The organism is Streptomyces hebeiensis (genome assembly GCF_052983195.1).
Genome location: NZ_CM129812.1, coordinates 7481113 through 7498299, shown reverse-complemented (window position 1 = coordinate 7498299; position 17187 = coordinate 7481113). Strand labels below are relative to the sequence as shown.

The window sequence follows — 17187 nt, the reverse complement described above, 5'->3', positions numbered from 1 at the left end:
GAGCCCGGAGGGGGTCAAAATTCAGGAGTCGTTGACACGGTCGTCGTCGGCGAGGAGTTCGGCCGCTCTGGCTGCGTAAGCGCCGGCTCCCAGAATATGCTTGACCTGGGTGGCTTTGGCTAACGGATGCAGGTAGGCGGCGCCTGCCGCAGACATCGCTGCCCACGCTGCCTCGCGCGCAGCCGCAGTGTGGGCGCTCTTGGCTGCCTTGAGTGCCGCCGACGCTGTGTCGCGCAAAGATTTCCCGCGCTCGCTGCCCCGGGCGAATGCCCACGCGGCACCGATGGCATCTCGAGGCCGCGAGTCGTCCGGCTGATCAGCCTCGAATATCTCCAGCACGACCTCCGCAGAAGCCGCGGCGAACGCGGTGACTGCACGAAGATCCTGCTTGCTCAGAACAACCTTGCTCGCTTCCCCTGTCATGCTGCCATCCTCGTTGACTCCGGACAGCGCGGCAGGAAGTCGGTCTCGGCCGCTCATACCGACTGGCCTCCGACGCGGACAGGATCGTCGGACTTGGCTTCTTGGCCCCCTGAGATGTCTAACGGGCGCCCGTTAGTGAAGCACGCGGGGAGGCTTCCATTCGGCGGGATCGCGATCGGCCTTTGACTGGTTGGCGCTGTCGTGGACGGCCAGCACGGAGCGGTCGTCGTCGAAGTCGTTGGCGTATGCCTCGCGTTCCTTCGCCGTCCAGGCTGCCGCGCCAACTGGCGGGGAGCGTCATTCCATCTGTGCTGTACTCGTAGCCGCCGGTGGTGTCGGCAAAGGTGTCAGGGGCGAGCGCTATCGTGCGTGGCCGTGGACGCTACTGATCTTGACTACCAGGCCCGGACGCGGTCCGGCTGCATCCCGCCGGAGCTGGTCTCGCGGCTGCTCGAACGCGGCCACGTCAACGTGGTGGAGCCGCAGGCCAGAGACGGGGAGTGGTTCTGCGCGCTGGCGTGGGCGCGGTTGCTGGATGAGCAGGGCCGCCAGGCCGACGCGTTGGAGGTGCTCGGCCCATATCGGGCAACCGGCTGGTGGACGGCCGTCGAAGCCACCGCCGAGATGCTGGAGGGCTGGGGTCGCATCGACGAGGCCATCGAGATCACCCGGGTCCGCATGGAGGCCGGGCACCCGATGACGCTGGAGTCCTACACGCGCCTGCTCGCCCGGCACGGCCGCGCTAAGGAGGCGTTCACCCTGCTGCGCCCACATATCGGCGAGCCTTCCCTCGCCGTGGCGCTGGTCGACGTCGCTGGTGCCGCCGGCCGCGACGAGGAAGCCGCCGCGCTGCTCGCCGCCCGGACCGAGCACCGGTGTTCGGACTTCCCGTGGTGCTGCCGAGGCCTCGATCGCGACACAGCCATCGGGCTGCTCGCCACAATTCGCGAGCGCCAGGGTCGCACCGATGAGGCGATTGCCCTGCTGCGCACCGACAGCGCCACGCTGCTCAACAACCGTGAGCAACTGGCCGCACTGCTGGCACGGCACGGTCGGCTCGATGAGCTGCGGGCGGCAGCGGCGACCGATGACTCGGGGCACGCCGTACAACGGCTCGCGAAGTTGCTGGAGGAGCGCGGCGACGCGGAGGGGGCGATCACGGCATACCGGCAAGCCGACCGCCCCACGGCCCACGACCCCAACTCGACTTTCGAACTCGCGCAACTCCTGGCCCGGCACGGCCGGGCGAACGAAGCGATCGACGTGATGAGAATCCAGGCCAATGCCAGCAACGGAGACGACTGCATCCTCCATACCCTGTCCGACCTGTGCCTCGACCAGGGCCGCCCCGAGGACGGCCTCGCGCACCTCGACGCCCTCGCCGCCGCCCGCGGGGGCGAGGAGGAGTGGGACCTGTACTCGATACGGCTGCCGCTGATCGCCGCCCGTGACGGCATCGACGAAGCGATCGCACAGGCCCGCTCCCATCCCGAGGGCGCCACCTGGTACGCGGCCCCGCACATCGCCGAACTACTCGCCGGCGCCGGACGCATCGACGAGGCCGTCGCCGTTCTCGAACAACACGCCTCCACGAACAGCCATGACCTGGCCGGCTACCTCATCGACCTCGGCCGAATCCAGGATGCCCTGGCCATCCTCCAACGACGCACCCCCGGACGCCCGAGCTAAGGGCAGCGGGCGGCAGGTCCTGGGCGAGCTGGACCAACGCGGTGGTGCGGGCCGGCCGGATGGGGATGTGATGGGGCCAGGCGCTGGCCGAGGAACCCCTCGCCCGCACCCGTCGGGAACACGCCCCGGCGGACGCGTTCGAACAGCCGGGTCCCGACCTCGCGCTCCAGGCCGGCGATCTGCTTGAACGGCGGGCACGGTCCCCCCGGCCGTAGTGTCCGTCCATCCTGGCACGCCGAATCGCTCAGCTCGCTCTCGATTGACGCTGGCGGCGTGCTGGTCGCCGCCGTAGCGGCGTCCCAGCTCGGATCGATCCAGGGGTGCTGAGCGCTGGTATAGCCGGGCTCTTCCCGCACTCTCCGGCAGAGCTCGTGGCCCGCGCACCGAGCTGTTCGCCGGGCAACTCGACGTCGACGGCGGAGGCTACATCACCGTCGCCTCCCGACGACGCGCACCAGCCTGCCCGGCGTGTTCACCGCCAGCGACGTCGTCGACCATACCTACCGCCAGGCCATCGTCGGAGCGGCCACCAGCGCCCACTGCGCGGGGCCCCGGGGTAGAGGAAGAAGCGCAGGGGACCGGTCTGTCCCTTGGCGCGCAAGGTCTCTCCGGTTGGTAGGTGCCGAGGCGGGACGAGTCCGGGAAGGATCACGGACCGTCCTCGCGCCCATGCCCGTGCCGCTTCGGTCAACTCCATGCCGGACGGCTCGACGAGACCGGTCCAACGCGCAACGGATTTACCCCACGCCCCGGCCGGTGCTCAGGTTGTCTCGGCCTTGACAACGTTCTCGACGAGGGTTGCGATGACATGTTCGTCGGTGTCGGGCTCCGGCTTGAACTCGGCGAGTTTGTCAGCTGGAAGCGGCCCCAGGACATTGCTGGTCTCGACCGACGCGATGACGCCTCCGACCCGTACAGCGGTCACCAGCGAGTAGCCTGAAACCCTTGTCGCCGACCCGGGACACCGTGCGTCCCAGCATCCGATACCGCACAGCCTCCTCGCCAAGCTCGGGGACAGGGAGCGTCTCGGACGTCACGGAGCTCGTGCCGTAGGCGTTGCGGACGCCGAACTGGTCACACGCGGCGACAGCGCGACGCAGATCAGCCATACGGGCTCGTGCGGTGTCCACGGAAAAGCTGGTGAGCACAACCGACCGAGGGGACGCAGCTGTGTCTCCTCGGTACATAATCGACCAGGCGACCGCCGACTCCCCGCGGCCCAGGGCGCTCTGCCTGCGCACCTCCCGGAGAGGCAGGCATGCCCCGGGCACGGCCGTCTCATCCTTGGCAGGCCCTGGGAAAGCGCCCGTCCCGGAGTCGCCGCCATTGATCCTGAAGCCCACGGCCTGCTCCTCGGTAAGCAGCGCTGCCCGCAGCTCGGCAGCCGTGAGAGGCTCGGAGCGCTCCACACGTGTGTCCGACGCGCCACTCGCGCTCACCTCCCCCACCGGCCTCCCAGCCCCGCCGGCCTCACCGCAGGCTGAGATCAGCCCGATCGCTGTCAGGAGCGCCACGGGAGAAGCCAGTCGGCGTCCGGCTCTTCGCATTATCAGGTCCCCACCCTCAAAGCTCACACGCTTCAGACACGCACGACCGAACGATAATCGAAACTCCCATCACTCAGGGCACACGGTCAGTCGGCCCGGGCGGCGTCGAAAGCGACGGCTGTAACGCGTCCGGCCAGTTCCGGGCGATGGCCACCGTTCGCGCAGCGTGGCGCCGACAGCCGGGAGCTCCCACGGCGGTGACCAGTGCGCCGATCGCGGCACCGAGCCCCGTCGGCTCGCCTCCGTCCCTGCGCGCCGTACGGACGACCCGCGGCTTCGACTTCGCCTTCTGGCCGCCGCCGTTCTCGCAATCGTGACGCCCGGCGTGATCCTCTTCATCCAAACCGTTGTCCCCCAGGACTCCGAGCACAAGCGGGACCTGTGGCTGGCCTTCATACAGTTCCTGGATCGACGCCGGGGGCGCAGGCGGACTGGCCGGAACCCGCGAGTGAGTGCTGGTGGCACCACGTACTTCGAGGGCCAGATCACCAAGGAAAGGGTCCGATGGTCACGACGCCCTCGGGCCCTTCCAGCGCGGTCAGCCGCCCTTGGTCATCAGGCAGCCGGGGGTACTTTGCCTCCGGTGGGTAGTTGAAGTGTCACATACAGCGCTCCTCAAACGCCGTAGCGTGTCTGCCTGTTGGATGGGATGCACCGCCCGTGTCGTGGGGCTGGCGAGTCCGCGCCAGTCGTACGACGGCGGGCACCGGTTTCGCCCTTGCCGCAGTGCGTGTGGTGCTTCCGGACTGCTACTCCAGCCCTGTGACCTGCACGTCTGTGCTCGGGTGCCACAGGAGAAAAATCTTGGCCAGTCGTGTCAAGAATCTGGCCGTCGGATGACTGTCAGGAGGGTACGGCCGTTGCTTCACCGTGAGGCGCTCATGGCCGCTGATATGAGGAGGGTTCAGTGGAGCTTGCGGGGACGGGTGGTGTCATCTTTCTGCTGCTCGCGCCGGGGGTGAGCAGCGTGCTTAAGAGCATCGCGTTCCGTATCCGGGCAGCAGGCCAGGCGGAGCTGGTGCGTGCCGAGCGGGAGGCGGACAGCACGCTGGCCAGTCGGCGAGGGGGGAAGAGAGGGCGGCGTGGCTGATCTGGAGAAGCTGGGACAACCGAACGCCGACGCACTGAGGGAGTTGGTAGTCGAGCAGTACGGAAAGTTGATTGGTTACGCTCGCAAGCGACTGCGTGCCCGCGGAGTGCCGGAGTCCTCGGCAGACGCCGAGGATGTTGTGCAGGAATCCCTCAGATCCGTTCTGGCTCGCGCCGAGCCGGTCGAGAACACGCGCGTTTACTTCTACAAGGTCATGGACGACGAGATCAGACGGGCGGCCCGACACCACTTCACCGGCCGGGGGTACGCGTCGCTCGACATCGACTTGAAGATGGAGGAGGACGGGCCCGCGGTCCATTCGGTCGGTGATGCCGAGCTGCGGCATGTGGTCAGCGAGTCGCTGGGGGTCCTTCCGTTGCAGCAGCGCAGGGTGATGCTGCTGACGCAGGGAAATGGGGATGACCCAGGCGGAGGCTGCCCGGGTGCTGAAGACCACACCGGGGACAGTGGCCACGCACGCTCACCGGGCGTTCGTCGCGCTACGGGTGAGTCTCGGTGCCCTGGCCCTGGTCATGGCTCTGTGGGCCGGTGCGCGCTGGCTGTGGGTGCGGCCCCGCGACGTCGAGAGGATCCCGGCGTCATGGCTTGACAAGACGATCGAGGCGATGGGACTGAGCCCGCTGGTGCTGGGGCTCTGAGCTGCACTGATCTTCGTCGAGTCCTTGAAGCCTGGGTTACGATCCAGGCGTAAGGAGAACCACCTGCGGTGCCAGCACCACGTAAGTACCCCAAGACCACGGAGTTAGAGCCGATCCGCGGCTGTCAAGTGGCCTGCATCGAGGGACAATGAAGGTCGGGCGTGTTCCACTCGTGTTCGAGTGCGTAGATTCCCCTTCCGGTGCGGCGGAGAATGCCTTCACGGACCCAGCGTCCCAGTTCAGCGCGAAGGCCACGGGCGTCCTCCAGTCCGATACCTCTGGCGATTTCGCATGCGCGCCAGGTGCGGCACGGGTCAGTGCGCAGGAGTTGCAGTGTGCGGTCGCGACGCCCGTCGGTGCTCAGTCCGGCGGCCGAGCGCACGGTGATGTCGATGCTGGTGAGCCTGGAGGCGCCCAGGACTTGCGCCTGGTCGGGCGGGGCGGCGTAGCGGGAGATCGGGCACTTGACGCGGCGGGGGTTGACGCGCGCCCGGCGGGGCGGGAGCAGGTTGTGCAGCACTGCCGATGCGATCCGGCCCCGTCCGGTCTCGGTTACTACATCGCCAGCGGCGATGACCTGGTCTTTCGCGGTCTCCAGAGCGACGCTGAAGGAAGCGCGGTCCGGGTCGGCGGCGGGGTCTGGTTCGATGGCCTCGGTCATCGCCCGGCGCAGTGCCTGGTAGACGGTCAGGTGAGCCCATAGCTCCTGCTGAACCCCGGCCGCGTCCTGGGAGCGCAGTACCAGGCCGCACTGCAGGGTGTGACGGAGCGAGTAGAACGCGGATTCGATCTCCCATCGCTCGTGGTAGAGCTCCACGAGCTCGGCGGCGGGGTAGCGGCGGTGATCGGTCAGCGTGGTGGCCAGCCGGTAGTGGCCTTCCAGCCGCAGCCCTTTGGCGGTCGTCACGGTGATGCGCGCGTCGATGATCCTCAGTCGGGTCCCGTTGATCCTTGTCAGGAACGACCCGTCCGGCAGTAGCGCCCAGCGGGCGGGTGTCCTGGTTCCCTTGAGCCGTACCAGCAGCTGTGCTCCGGTGGCCGCGGCTTTCGCGAGGAAGTCGTCGGAGTCGAATCCCCGGTCGTTGAGCAGCAGCATCCCGTCGTCCAGCAGCGGCAGCAATTTCTCGGCGTAGCCGGTCTCCTTCTCCGGCGTCGGTCCGAAGACCGCGCCGAGCAGGGCACGAGTCCCGGTCTCGCACAACACCATGATCTTCAGCATCGGATATCCGTCCGTGCCGTAGCGGTGTTTCTGCTTGCCCAGCCATGCACAGACGCGCGGCCGGTCAGGGGCCTTGGCGGAGCTGCACCCGTCGAAGGCGACCGTACGCCAGCACCGGTATCGCACCCCGGGTGTCTTCGGCTGTGCCACGGGACGGGCCAGCGTTTCGAACAGCAGCCGAAACGGCGCGACGCCCAGCCGCCGGTGAACCTCCCGTAGTGCCTTCTCCGAGGGACGCCGGTGAAGGAGCCCGCGCAGTCCCGCGGTGAGCTTGTCCCACACGCGCACGTACCCCAGCTGCGGAAAGAGGGCCAGTGCCAGCACGAAGTACACACCCACCCTCGACGGCAGCAGCCGCAGCCTCCGCTGGGCACTGCCGACGCGTTCCAGCACGTCATCGACGAGTTCGAAGGGCAGCTGCCGGGTCAGCTCGCCGAGATGCCCCGGAGCGAAGATGCCATCGGCAACGGTGATGGACGACGTGAGCGTGACGGTGGAACGCTGAACGGGCAACGGGGCTCCTTCGAGCAGGAAGACCTTGGTCGGCTTCCCTGCCCTACCAGGAGCCTCGTTGCCCTGACCTGCGCTTCCTCGAAATAGCCTGACCCGGTTGACAGCCGCGGATCGGCTCTAACTCCGTGGTCTTGTAAGTACCCCGATGAACTCCGCGAGCGCGCCGTCCGCGAGGTCCGCTCGACCGGCCGCCCGGTGGCGTATGTCGCCCGCGACCTCGGCATTCACAAGGAGGCCCTGCGGTCGTGGGTCCGCCAGGCCGAGGCCGACGCCGGCGAGCGCGACGACCGCCTGACCAGCTCCGAACTGGAGGAACTGAAGCAACTCCGCAAAGAGAATGCCGAGTTGAGGCGGGCCAACGAGATCCTCAAGGCCGCGTCGGTGTTTTTTGCCCAGGAGATCGACCGTCCCCGGACGGGCCGAGCAGGTGATCGACCACCTGCGGGACAAGGGCCTCGGGGTCGATCCCGTCTGCCGGGTGCTGGACCTGTCTCCCTCGACGTACTTCGCGTGCAAGTCCCGACCGAAGTCCGCCCGCCGGTTGCGCGATGAAGAGCTGATTCCACTGGTCACAGCCGCGTGGGAAGACTCCGGCCGCACCTACGGCGCCCGCCGGGTCACCCGCGCGCCGGCCACGCGCCGGCCACGCGCCGGCCACGCGGTGGCCCGCTGCACGGTCGGGCGGCTGATGCGGGAACTCGGGATCGAGGGCGTCATCCGCGGGCAGCGGCGTCGCACCACGATCCCTGAGCCGACCGCGCCTCGGCCGCCGGACCTGGTCAACCGGCGGTTCACCGCTGAGCGTCCGAACCAGCTCTGGCTGGCGGACCTGACCTACATCCGGACCTGGTCGGGCTGGGTCTACGTGGCGTTCGTCCTGGACGCGTACTCGCGTCGGATCGTGGGCTGGCAGGCCGCCACCCACATGCGCACGGACCTGCCGTTGGACGCGCTGGAGATGGCGCTGTGGCGGCAGAAGATCAAGAAGGACGCCGGCCGCATTCATCACAGCGACCGCGGGTCGCAATACGTGTCCATTCGCTACACAGAGCGATTGCCCGAGGTTGGCGCCTCGGCGTCCGTGGGCTCCGTCGCCGATTCGTACGACAACGCGACGGCGGAGGCCTTGAACGGCACGTTCAAGGCCGAACTGATCGAGCATCAGGGGCCATGGCGGGACTTCGACGAAGTCGAGCGGGCCGTCTTCCGGTGGGTCGCGTGGTACAACGGTGAACGCCTCCACTCCTCCCTCGGTTACATGCCACCCGACGAGTACGAACAGGCGTACTGGGCGAGACTGGAGCAAGTCCCGCAGACAGCTTGATCACACGATCGCGGACTCTACAAAAGTCGGGGCAGCTCAGATTCCAGATCGGGTGCCTGCCCGCCTTGCCATTCGTCTCCGCCAGCTTCTTCATCGTCCTGCGCACGTACGACCGGCCGTCGGCTTCCTCCGCAGTGATCACCTCAGCCATCTGCCGCACCGTGGCTATCCGCACGCACCCCAGCATTCGCAGCGCATCGGCCCGCACCTTCCCGGCCGTGGGAGTGGACTTCTTCCCCCTTCGCCGACGTCTCAGGGGAAGGGAGAGAGGTGTCAGCGCGCCGGGAGACCCCCTGGCGGGCGGTGTGAGCTGCGGTGATGGGAACGACGTTGGAATCGTTCGCGGCACCGTTCACGGCACTGGATTCCTGGCCGCCCAGAGGCCGCTCAGCACCCCTTGCCCAGCTCGGGCGCGGCTCCGGCTCGGGCTGCCGGGCGCTGCCGGTGTCCGTCATGACGAAGCTCCTCACGCAGGTGGCGCGGGGGTCCGGATGGAATCCCCCTGTCACCTGGTAGAGGTGCGGCGAAAGTCGACGGTGTGACGCTCCGCTGAGTGCCGTTACCGAGCCGTGATCGTCAGGCGTGCGCGGCGCAGAGCTCGGAGACGATCGCGAACGAGGTCGTCACCATCGGCACCGCCATGGCCGGCGGCATCACCGCGTGGGTGGTCTGGCCATGCGCCATGCCGTTGCGGATCTGCCGGCCATAGTCGAGGTACTCCGCCTGCCGGGCCGTCAGGATCCCGTCGGCGGCGCACTGCTTGATGAGCTGGTGCAGCGGCTTCTTGCCCGCGTCCGGGATGCGGTCGCGCAGCACGATCTCCACCGCGATCAGGGAGTGCATGACCGCCACGGTGGAGAACTCGTAGCAGTAGTACGACTGGCGCAGCAGCTCCCGGGCCGTACGCAGGACGGTCGCCGCGGCCTCGGGCACGCCGGCGGGCACGACCAGATCCTCAACGAGGTCGTGTATGTCGGCGTAGCTGCCGACGAAGAGGTGGGCGCGTTCGTCCGGGACCGGGGACGGCAGCCGCTGCGTGGTCATCCGCGCAGTCTCCCGGCGGCGCACCCCGGGCGGCAGCGGCTTTTCCGGGGACGTCGCGCAGCGTGACGGGACGGAGTTTTCTCCCCTGCCTAAATGGGCGGAATGTCGCAGGTAGCGGAACTGGACAAGGGGCAACGCGAGCGCCGACTGTGACTTGGATCGATAGATGGCGAGGCTGGGCTCCCGAAGCACAAGGTGGGAGCGTTTCGTTGATTCCTTGTTGGCGGGTCTGTGGAACGTTGGCCGGCGAGTCCGGGCGTGAGACGGTCCCCGCCAGGCACAGCCACTGACCAGCGCGTAGATGATCGCCGCGAACAGTGTCTCATCAGGCGTGTCCTGCGTCCCGCCGCCCTGTGGCCACACATTCGACGGCGGGATCAACAGCTTGGCGGTCTCCCACAACCCGTCCGGAACAATCCAGTACCGCCCAGCCGGGGGCGCGGCGCAGGGTCGCGGTGTCCGCAGCCGTACGCCTGCCCACACCCCGGTGGCAGGGTGCAGAGGACACCGCAAGAAATACGACAGAAGATGTCGAGTTTTGTGGAGACAGTGGGGGCGCCGGCCGGTGTCGTGGTGGCGCGGGCCGGGACGACGGACAGACAAGGACCCTCATGCGTGAGACACCCGACGATCTCCACCGGCTCCAAGCCCTCCTCGACGCCTCGCTCGCCCGCTCCACGGCGCACCTGCGGTCGATCATCAGCAGCGAGCGCACGCTCACCGCCGAGCAGCTCACCGGTGTGCTCACTGACATGTGCACGCTTGCGCTGTCCACCGTGACGGCAAAGGGCGAGCCGCGGGTCAGCGGCGTGGACGGGCACTTCTTGCACGGCACATGGCACTTCGGCACCGCGCGCGGCGCCGCCAAGGCCCGGCACCTCGCCGCCCGGCCCGCCGTCAGCGCCGCGCACATGCGCGGGGAGGACCTGGGCGTGTTCACACACGGCACCGCGGAGGTCCTCAACCCCCGAGACGGCGAGCCGGCCGCCGACTGGCCGGACCTGCTCGCGTACTTCCGGGACTTCTATGGCGACGACGCCTTCGACTGGGACAACGACGTGGTCTTCTACCGACTGCACCCGCAGTGGATGGCCGTGTTCGCCCCCGATCTCGCCAAGCTCGGTGGGAAGGCGGACGAGGCGTGACCCCGCCCGTACCAGACACGCGCATGCCGGCCCCACACGCTGCCGGGGCCGGCAAGACGCGCGACACCATCGACGTCGTGGGCGCCCGCACCAACAACCTGCGTGACGTGTCCGTCAGCATTCCCAAAGGCCGCCTCGTCGCCTTCACCGGCGTCAGCGGCAGCGGCAAGACCTCACTCGCCATCGACACCCTGCACAGCGAGGCCCAACTGCGGTATCTGGAGGGCCTTTCGCCGTTCGTACGCCAGTACATCACCCAGCGCAACCGCCCCAAGGTCGACCGCATCCTCGGCCTCAGCGCCACACTCGCGGTCGACCAGCGCCGCCTGAACCGCAGCCCCCGCTCCACGATCGCCACCATCACCGGGATCGATGGGCACCTCGGACTGCTCTACTCGCGCCTCCCGCGGATCGGCCCGGACACGGACCCGGCCGCGGACGCCGGCGCCCTGACCACTGCGCACTTCGACCGCCACACCCCCGAAGGCAGCTGCCCGGACTGCCACGGCGCCGGCGGACGCTGGCAGGCCCAGGAAGACCTCGTCATCACCCGCCCGGACCTCCCCCTCTTCGAAGGCGCCTCCCCCTGGTACGCCAAATGGCGGTCCGGAGAGCACATGTTCGTCCCCGCACTCGCCGCCAAACGCGGCGTGGACCTCGACCGCCCCTGGCAGTCGCTGCCTGCAGCTTTCCAACACGAGGTCCTGTACGGCACCGGCGAGGAGGCGGTCGAGGCCACCATGGACATCCCGAACAAGAACGAGACAGCTCGTATGACCTACACCTCCAGCCAACCGCTGCGCGGCGCGCTCGCCGAGGTGGAACGGGTGTTCGTCAACGCCCAGACGGCCGACGCCAAGCAGCGCTACCTCCCGTACATGCGCAAGCAGCCCTGCGGCACCTGCCACGGCAGCGGATTCGATCGGGTCGCCCGGTCCGTACGTCTCGGCGGCCTGACCTACCCCGAGCTGCTGGACGTGGATGTACGCGAGGTCCGCCGCTGGGCCGGGCACGTCGCTGAGTCCCTCGACACCCGGCAGCGCACCGTCGGCGAGCCCCTGCTGCAAGACCTCGGACGCCGGATCCGCCTCCTGGACCGGCTCGGCCTTGCCCACCTGCAGCTGTCCCGCAGCGCCGCCACACTGTCCGGCGGTGAGTTGCAGCGCACCCGGCTCGTCGCTCAGCTCGGCACCGAGCTGAGCGACGTCATCTTCGTCCTGGACGAACCCGGCGCCGGGCTGCACCCGGCGGACAAGAATCACCTCCTCGGCATCGCCCTGGAGTTGCGCGAAGCCGGCAACACCGTCCTCCTCGTCGAACACGACCCCGAACTGATCGCCCACGCCGACTGGATCGTCGATATGGGCCCCGGCGCGGGCCGCCTCGGCGGCGAGGTCCTGGTCTCTGGCTCACCCGCCCTGGCCGCCGCCAACCCCACCTCGGCCACTGGCCGCTACCTGGCCGGCAACGGGCCGCGGCTGCGCCGTACGCCCCGCCCGGTCCGCGATGACGCCGGCTGGGTGGAACTGCACGGCCTGCGCGCCCACAACACGACCGCAGAGCTGCTGCGCCTCCCTGCCGGGCGGCTCACCTGCCTGACCGGGGTCAGCGGCAGCGGCAAGAGCAGCGTCCTGGGCGCACTCGCCGCGGGCGCGGCGGCCGCCCTCAAAGGCACGGCCGCCGACACCGTGCGCGAGGTGACCGGACTCGACGGATTCGGCTGGGTCGCCGTGGTCGACCAGGAACCCCTCGGGCGCACGCCGCGATCCAACCCGGCCACGTACAGCAAGGCGTTCGACATCGTCCGCAAACTGTTCGCCGCCACCGATACGGCACGCGCGCGCGGCGTCGACGCCTCCTGGTTCAGCTTCAACACCACCGGCGGCCGCTGCGAGACCTGCACCGGCTACGGCCGCAGGCTCGTCGACATGCACTTCCTCCCCGACATGTGGGTGGTGTGCGACACGTGCGACGGCCGGCGCTACGGACCCGAGGCCCTGGAGGTCACCTACCGGGGGCTGTCCGTCGACCAGGTGCTGGACCTGACCGTCGCCGAGGCCGGGGAGGTCTTCACCGAACCCCGGCAGCTCGCGGAGACCCTCACTGCGCTCGACCGGGTCGGGCTCGGCTACCTCCGACTGGGCCAGAGCGCCACCGAACTGTCCGGCGGAGAGGCCCAGCGCCTCAAACTCGCGTCCGCGATCCAGCGCGGCGCGGCGAGCCGCAAGGCCGGCCTCGTCATCCTCGATGAACCCGTCTCCGGCCTGCACCCGTCCGACATCCAGCGGGTCGTCGACGCGCTCGACATGCTGCTCGGCTCCGGCAACACCGTCGTCGTGGCCGAACACGACATCCCCGTCGCCGCGTCCGCGGACTGGGTGATCGACCTCGGACCGGGAGCCGGCCCCAACGGAGGCGCAGTGGTCGCGCAGGGCACCCCCGACACCGTCGCCGGCGCGGACACTCCCACCGCGGGATACCTGCGCCGGTACGCGGCCGGCCTGCCGCTCCTGGACGCCTCGGAGGACGCACGGCGCTGACGTACGGCGTGCCGACGCGACCGGCAGGGTCGCATGCGTGGTCCGCGGCGGCTGTCCGTTCGCCACGGGCCACGCATGGCTTGCACCGGGACCGGGGCAAGCCCGAGCCGCCGCGTATCTCCGAGCTTCAGCGGCGATCTCCCGCAGACGGTCGTCGCCGGCCCCCTGCTCCTGGGCGTCGAAGAGGCGGGCGGCGTAGACGGGTGGCAGGGCGACGGTCAGGTGCCGGACGCGGTCCTGGTCCGTCGACCCGATCGGCGCGGTGCAGCCCATGCGGGCGCGGGTGTCGATGACGATGCCGCCCGTGGACGCCGCCTTCTCGCGGGCCTTGGCCCGGATCTGCGGCTGCCACCGGGCCTTCACTTCGCGCTCCAGGCGCGCGGCGAGCTCTGGGCGGGGCTTCTTGGCCTTGCCCGCCACGTACCGCTCCACCTGCCGCTGGGAGATGCCGAGCAGCTCAGCGACCGCCTTGGTGCCCTTGAACTGCTTGACCAAGTACCGCATCTGCGGGCCCGCGGTCTTGGGCGCCGGGCGGGTGAACGCCTTCTGCACGGCGGCGTCCAGGCCGTCCCCGAACATGCTCATCGCCCTCTCCTGCTCTCCGTTGTCGACGTCGGTGACGGTGCCGTCCTTGATGGACCGGGCGAGGTTGCGCTCCGGGGCGTTGAAGCGGTCGCGGACTTCCTCTCCCCACAAAACGGTCTGCGTGCCCTCCCCCTTGACCAGGCCGGGGTTGACGCCGGGCTTGAAGCCGCCGGGCAGCGGCTTGCCCTCCCGGTAGGGCAGGAAGTCCAGCGGCGAGGGTCCGTCGGCGGCGTACACGACGCAGTCCGACAGGATCGCGATCGGGTACTGGCCGGTGAACGCCGCGTGCTTGACGATCTTGCGGTGCAGGTTGACACGGGTGCGGGAGATGACCGCCGCCCGGATGTCCGGCCGCCATGTCGGCCGGGACAGGGCCCGCCACGGCTCGCCCGGCCGCCAGCCCTCCCCGCGCGGGCGCTCCCGGAGGATGCCGCAGACGCCGAGAAGCTCGTCGACGCGGCCCTCCCCGCGCGGGCGCTCGCGGAGCTTGCCCAGACCGCCCTTCACCGTCGCCTTGACCGCCGACACGACGATCACCAGCTCCGGGTCACGGGCCTTGTAGCCGTCCATCGCCGCGAGGAAGCCGGCCGGAGCGAGGTCGACGTCGACGCCGAGGTCGGCCATCGTGGCGAGGTAGGCGTCGCGCAGCCGGTTGTACCAGCCGTCCAGGTAGCGGCCGTTGTCGTAGCGCACCCACGCTTCCAGCGGGCGCATCTCGTAGCCGAGCTCCACCGCGTACGCCACGGTCGGCGTCGCGTACCAGGCCGGCCCCTCCGGTCGCTCGCCCTTCGGGGCGCTCGCCCTTCGGCGTGAACGGGCTGGGCAGCAGCGAGCCGTCCAGCTCCGCCCAACTTGTCCTTGGCGACCTTCACCTTCGACAGATCGACGTGGGAGAGGTCGACCAGCCACGAGCCGGGCAGCTTCGGGTCGAAGACCGGGTTCGTGACGTGTGCCGGCGGCGCGGCGAGGCCGACGAGCAGCCCGTTGGCGCCCGCTGCGAAGGCCATGTTCACGTCGATGCCGACCAGGTGACGGCGCAGGCATTCGTCGTCCGTCATCGGCCGCGCCCAGTCGTACGCCTCCTCGAACAGCTTCTCCGCCGGGCCGCGTACGTGGAAGCGCGGCAGGTCGTTGAGTACCGGGTGCCCGTCGGGGACCTCGCACGGCGGCCAGGCCATCAGGTCGATCGGGTCCTTCCCCAGCGAGCCGGGGTTGTGCTCGGAGTGACGCTTGCCGTTCTCGTCGGGCTCGGAGGCGCGGGTCGGCGGGTGCAGCGCGGTCATCAGCTCCAGGCCGGTCACGGCGGTGGAGCCACGCGGCGTCCTCACCCGCGAGGCGTACGCGCCCAGGACGCGGGCGAGTTCGGCCGGCGCCGGCTGCCCGGCCTCGCCCCGGTGCCGGGTGTCCAGCGCGTGCCACGACGGGATGCACAGCTGCGCGCAGGCCCGCTCCGAGCCCTGCGCGGGGCGGTAGATCCGCGCCCACGGACCGAATCCGCGCTCGGTCAGCTTCCACTCCGCGCGGACCAGCTGCTTGATGACCTTGTGGCCCTCCGGCAGGCGTCCGGCGAGCTGCTCTTCCTGCGTGAGCGTGGCCGGGAGACCGTAGCGCTCCAGCGCGGCCTCGGTGAGTACGAGCAGCGGGTCGGCGTCCTTGCCGGGACCGGAGAGCTTCGGCTGACCGGGCTTGGCCTCCTTGAGCGTCCATTCCACCAACGACGACAAGGACTTGGCGGGCACGTCCAGGACCAGGCCGCCGGTGCAGTACGCCAGCACCTGGCCGCCCTCGACGCCGGCGACCGCCAGCGGGCCGTTCTCGAACTGCGGGTCAGTGCCGCCCGCCGGGTGCCGACCGGGGCTGCCTTCTTCGCGCCCGGACGGCGCGACGTCGACGTCGGCCTGGTGGTGCGCGCCGGACGCGGCGCGGCCGCCGGCGCCGCCCGAAGGTCTTCGCGTCCCAGATCGACGACGAACCCTGGTGGCGCCGCCAGAAGACCCCACTGATCTGCGCGTTCTCCATGACGCCGGTGGTGTCCCAGCGCAGATCACTCAGGACTGGCCGATATATTTCGCAGCCCGATATATAGTTGACGCATGACCATACGGAACCCGTCCCTGACGGAACCGCAATACTTCATCCTCGCTGCGCTCATGGATGGCCCGTTGCACGGTTACGGCATCATCAAGGCCGCCGAGCAGGCCACCGACGGGCGGCTCCGGATCGCTGTCGGCACTCTCTACGGCGCGCTGGAGCGGTTGGAGCGGGCCGGACTGGTGGCCCCCGGCGACGAGGAGATCGTGGACGGACGGGCGCGGCGCTACTACCGAGTCACCGAGGACGGCACCCGGGCACTCGGCCGGGAGGCGCTCAGGATGCAGCAGGCGGCGGCCGTCGTCATCGGACGCTCACGGAACACCGGGGCGTCCCCCGCATGAACCGTCTGCTGCTCGCGGCCTATCCCAAGTCCTACCGTTCCCGGCAGGGCAAGGAGTTGCTGACCTGCCTGGCCGAGGCGTATCCCGGCCGCGCCTGGCCCCCACCGCGGGAGGTCGTCGCCCTGGCGCGTGCCGGGGTGCAGGCCCGCGCCCGTGCCACCGTTGACGACACCACTGGGCCGTGGTGGCTGGACGGCATCCATCTGACCGCCCTCGTCCTCGCCGCGCTGGCGCTGGTCCCGTACCTGCAGGACGTGTGGCACTGGGCACTGCGCATCGACCCCGGGCAGCATGCCATCGCCTTCCACTTCTCCGGCTGGTACCCGTGGGCGGGCGGGCCCGGGCCGACACGGCTCCTGCCCTACGGGCTGCTCCCGCTGGTCGGCCTGATCGCCCTGCTGCGCGGCAAGCCCTGGATCGCCCTGCCGGCCGCGGCAGCCATGATCTGGGCCGGCGCCACGTCCCACGGCCGCACCCTCTTCGGCGACGAGGGCAAGAGAGGCCTGAGCTACTACGGGCTGGGCGCGCCGATAACGGCCCGTGACCTGGCCCTCTCGGGGGCACTGTGTGCCGCGTGCGCCGTGCTGGCGCTCTGCCCTCCCAGTCGGCTACGGCGCCGCTCCTACCGCTGGCTGGCCCCCGTCGTACTCGCCATGTTCGTGGCCGGGGGCCTGCACATCATCTCCGTCAGCCCGGCCTTCCAACGCGGCCTGTTCGCCCTCGAGGCCGCCGCGCTGATCGCCGCGTGGGTGGCGACGGCCGCCACCGGCGACCACCGGTGGCTGATCCCCGTCGCAGCGGTCGCGATCGTCCGCACGCAGGCGATCATCGTCCAGCCGGACGCGTTCATGCAGTCCTTTCCGGACATGGTCGTCCTCATCCTGCTTGTGGCACCCCTCCCCGCCCTGGCGATCACCGCCCAGCGCCGACAGGCGCAGGCACTCCCCGAATAGGAGCGGACCCCCGGTGGCCGA

General features: G+C 69.7%; 9 protein-coding genes and 7 pseudogenes. 8 read left to right on the top strand and 8 right to left on the bottom strand.

Annotated elements, in window-relative coordinates; all coding sequences use genetic code 11:
* Positions 1–21 precede the first annotated feature (21 nt).
* A complete protein-coding gene (locus ACU6P3_RS32230) occupies positions 22–423 on the bottom strand; it encodes a putative immunity protein (protein ID WP_447195307.1) in 402 nt (133 codons plus the stop codon).
* A 375-nt stretch (positions 424–798) separates the two neighbouring features.
* On the opposite strand from ACU6P3_RS32230, the gene ACU6P3_RS32225 reads away from it, so the two are divergent.
* Positions 799–2112, top strand: a complete 1314-nt coding sequence (locus tag ACU6P3_RS32225) for a tetratricopeptide repeat protein (protein ID WP_447195306.1) — start codon at positions 799–801, stop codon at positions 2110–2112.
* A gap of 89 nt (positions 2113–2201) precedes the next feature.
* Here the strand turns inward: ACU6P3_RS32225 and ACU6P3_RS32220 are convergent.
* Positions 2202–2306 (bottom strand): annotated as a pseudogene (locus ACU6P3_RS32220) (LysR family transcriptional regulator); the annotation flags it as partial.
* Positions 2307–2488: 182 nt separating this feature from the next.
* On the opposite strand from ACU6P3_RS32220, the pseudogene ACU6P3_RS32215 reads away from it, so the two are divergent.
* Positions 2489–2658, top strand: a pseudogene (locus tag ACU6P3_RS32215) (thioredoxin-disulfide reductase); the annotation flags it as partial.
* Positions 2659–2872: 214 nt separating this feature from the next.
* On the opposite strand, the gene ACU6P3_RS32210 reads toward ACU6P3_RS32215, so the two are convergent.
* Positions 2873–3037 carry a hypothetical protein gene (locus ACU6P3_RS32210; protein WP_447195305.1) on the bottom strand — a complete coding sequence of 55 codons (165 nt, stop codon included), beginning with the start codon at positions 3035–3037 and terminating at the stop codon, positions 2873–2875.
* A 2125-nt stretch (positions 3038–5162) separates the two neighbouring features.
* Here ACU6P3_RS32210 and ACU6P3_RS32205 point away from each other — a divergent pair.
* Complete coding sequence (locus ACU6P3_RS32205) at positions 5163–5408, top strand: RNA polymerase sigma factor (protein WP_447195304.1); 246 nt, start codon at positions 5163–5165, stop codon at positions 5406–5408.
* Positions 5409–5512: 104 nt separating this feature from the next.
* Here ACU6P3_RS32205 and ACU6P3_RS32200 read toward each other — a convergent pair.
* Positions 5513–7140 (bottom strand): annotated as a pseudogene (locus tag ACU6P3_RS32200) (IS4 family transposase).
* Between the two features lie 135 nt (positions 7141–7275).
* Here ACU6P3_RS32200 and ACU6P3_RS32195 point away from each other — a divergent pair.
* Positions 7276–8464, top strand: a pseudogene (locus ACU6P3_RS32195) (IS3 family transposase); the annotation flags it as partial.
* Positions 8465–9040: 576 nt separating this feature from the next.
* On the opposite strand, the gene ACU6P3_RS32190 reads toward ACU6P3_RS32195, so the two are convergent.
* Positions 9041–9508: a hypothetical protein gene (locus tag ACU6P3_RS32190; protein ID WP_447198152.1), complete on the bottom strand. Its 468-nt coding sequence runs from the start codon at positions 9506–9508 to the stop codon at positions 9041–9043.
* 228 nt (positions 9509–9736) lie between these two features.
* A pseudogene (locus ACU6P3_RS32185) lies at positions 9737–9973 on the bottom strand (hypothetical protein); the annotation flags it as partial.
* Positions 9974–10119: 146 nt separating this feature from the next.
* Here ACU6P3_RS32185 and ACU6P3_RS32180 point away from each other — a divergent pair.
* On the top strand, positions 10120–10653 hold the full coding sequence (locus ACU6P3_RS32180) for a pyridoxamine 5'-phosphate oxidase family protein (RefSeq protein ID WP_447195303.1): 534 nt from the start codon (positions 10120–10122) through the stop codon (positions 10651–10653).
* Between the two features lie 23 nt (positions 10654–10676).
* Positions 10677–13193: an excinuclease ABC subunit UvrA gene (locus ACU6P3_RS32175; protein WP_447198151.1), complete on the top strand. Its 2517-nt coding sequence runs from the start codon at positions 10677–10679 to the stop codon at positions 13191–13193.
* 117 nt (positions 13194–13310) lie between these two features.
* On the opposite strand, the pseudogene tpg reads toward ACU6P3_RS32175, so the two are convergent.
* Together tpg and tap are read right to left on the bottom strand one after the other, a co-directional pair.
* Positions 13311–13778, bottom strand: a pseudogene (gene tpg / locus ACU6P3_RS32170) (telomere-protecting terminal protein Tpg); the annotation flags it as partial.
* A 12-nt stretch (positions 13779–13790) separates the two neighbouring features.
* A pseudogene (gene tap / locus ACU6P3_RS32165) lies at positions 13791–15717 on the bottom strand (telomere-associated protein Tap); the annotation flags it as partial.
* Between the two features lie 154 nt (positions 15718–15871).
* On the opposite strand from tap, the gene ACU6P3_RS32160 reads away from it, so the two are divergent.
* Positions 15872–16213: a PadR family transcriptional regulator gene (locus tag ACU6P3_RS32160; protein ID WP_447195302.1), complete on the top strand. Its 342-nt coding sequence runs from the start codon at positions 15872–15874 to the stop codon at positions 16211–16213.
* Positions 16210–17166 (top strand): hypothetical protein, encoded by a 957-nt coding sequence (locus ACU6P3_RS32155; protein ID WP_447195301.1) that lies wholly within the window; start codon positions 16210–16212, stop codon positions 17164–17166. Before ACU6P3_RS32160 ends, ACU6P3_RS32155 begins: the two co-directional genes overlap by 4 nt.
* Positions 17167–17187: the final 21 nt, after the last annotated feature.

Excerpts from the sequence above, each read along its gene's own strand:
- ACU6P3_RS32230 (WP_447195307.1), bottom strand. The coding sequence starts at position 423 with ATGACAGGGGAAGCGAGCAAGGTTGTTCTGAGCAAGCAGGATCTTCGT.
- ACU6P3_RS32175 (WP_447198151.1), top strand. The coding sequence starts at position 10,677 with ATGCCGGCCCCACACGCTGCCGGGGCCGGCAAGACGCGCGACACCATC.
- ACU6P3_RS32205 (WP_447195304.1), top strand. The coding sequence starts at position 5,163 with ATGGGGATGACCCAGGCGGAGGCTGCCCGGGTGCTGAAGACCACACCG.
- ACU6P3_RS32190 (WP_447198152.1), bottom strand. The coding sequence starts at position 9,508 with ATGACCACGCAGCGGCTGCCGTCCCCGGTCCCGGACGAACGCGCCCAC.
- ACU6P3_RS32160 (WP_447195302.1), top strand. The coding sequence starts at position 15,872 with ATGACCATACGGAACCCGTCCCTGACGGAACCGCAATACTTCATCCTC.
- ACU6P3_RS32155 (WP_447195301.1), top strand. The coding sequence starts at position 16,210 with ATGAACCGTCTGCTGCTCGCGGCCTATCCCAAGTCCTACCGTTCCCGG.
- ACU6P3_RS32180 (WP_447195303.1), top strand. The coding sequence starts at position 10,120 with ATGCGTGAGACACCCGACGATCTCCACCGGCTCCAAGCCCTCCTCGAC.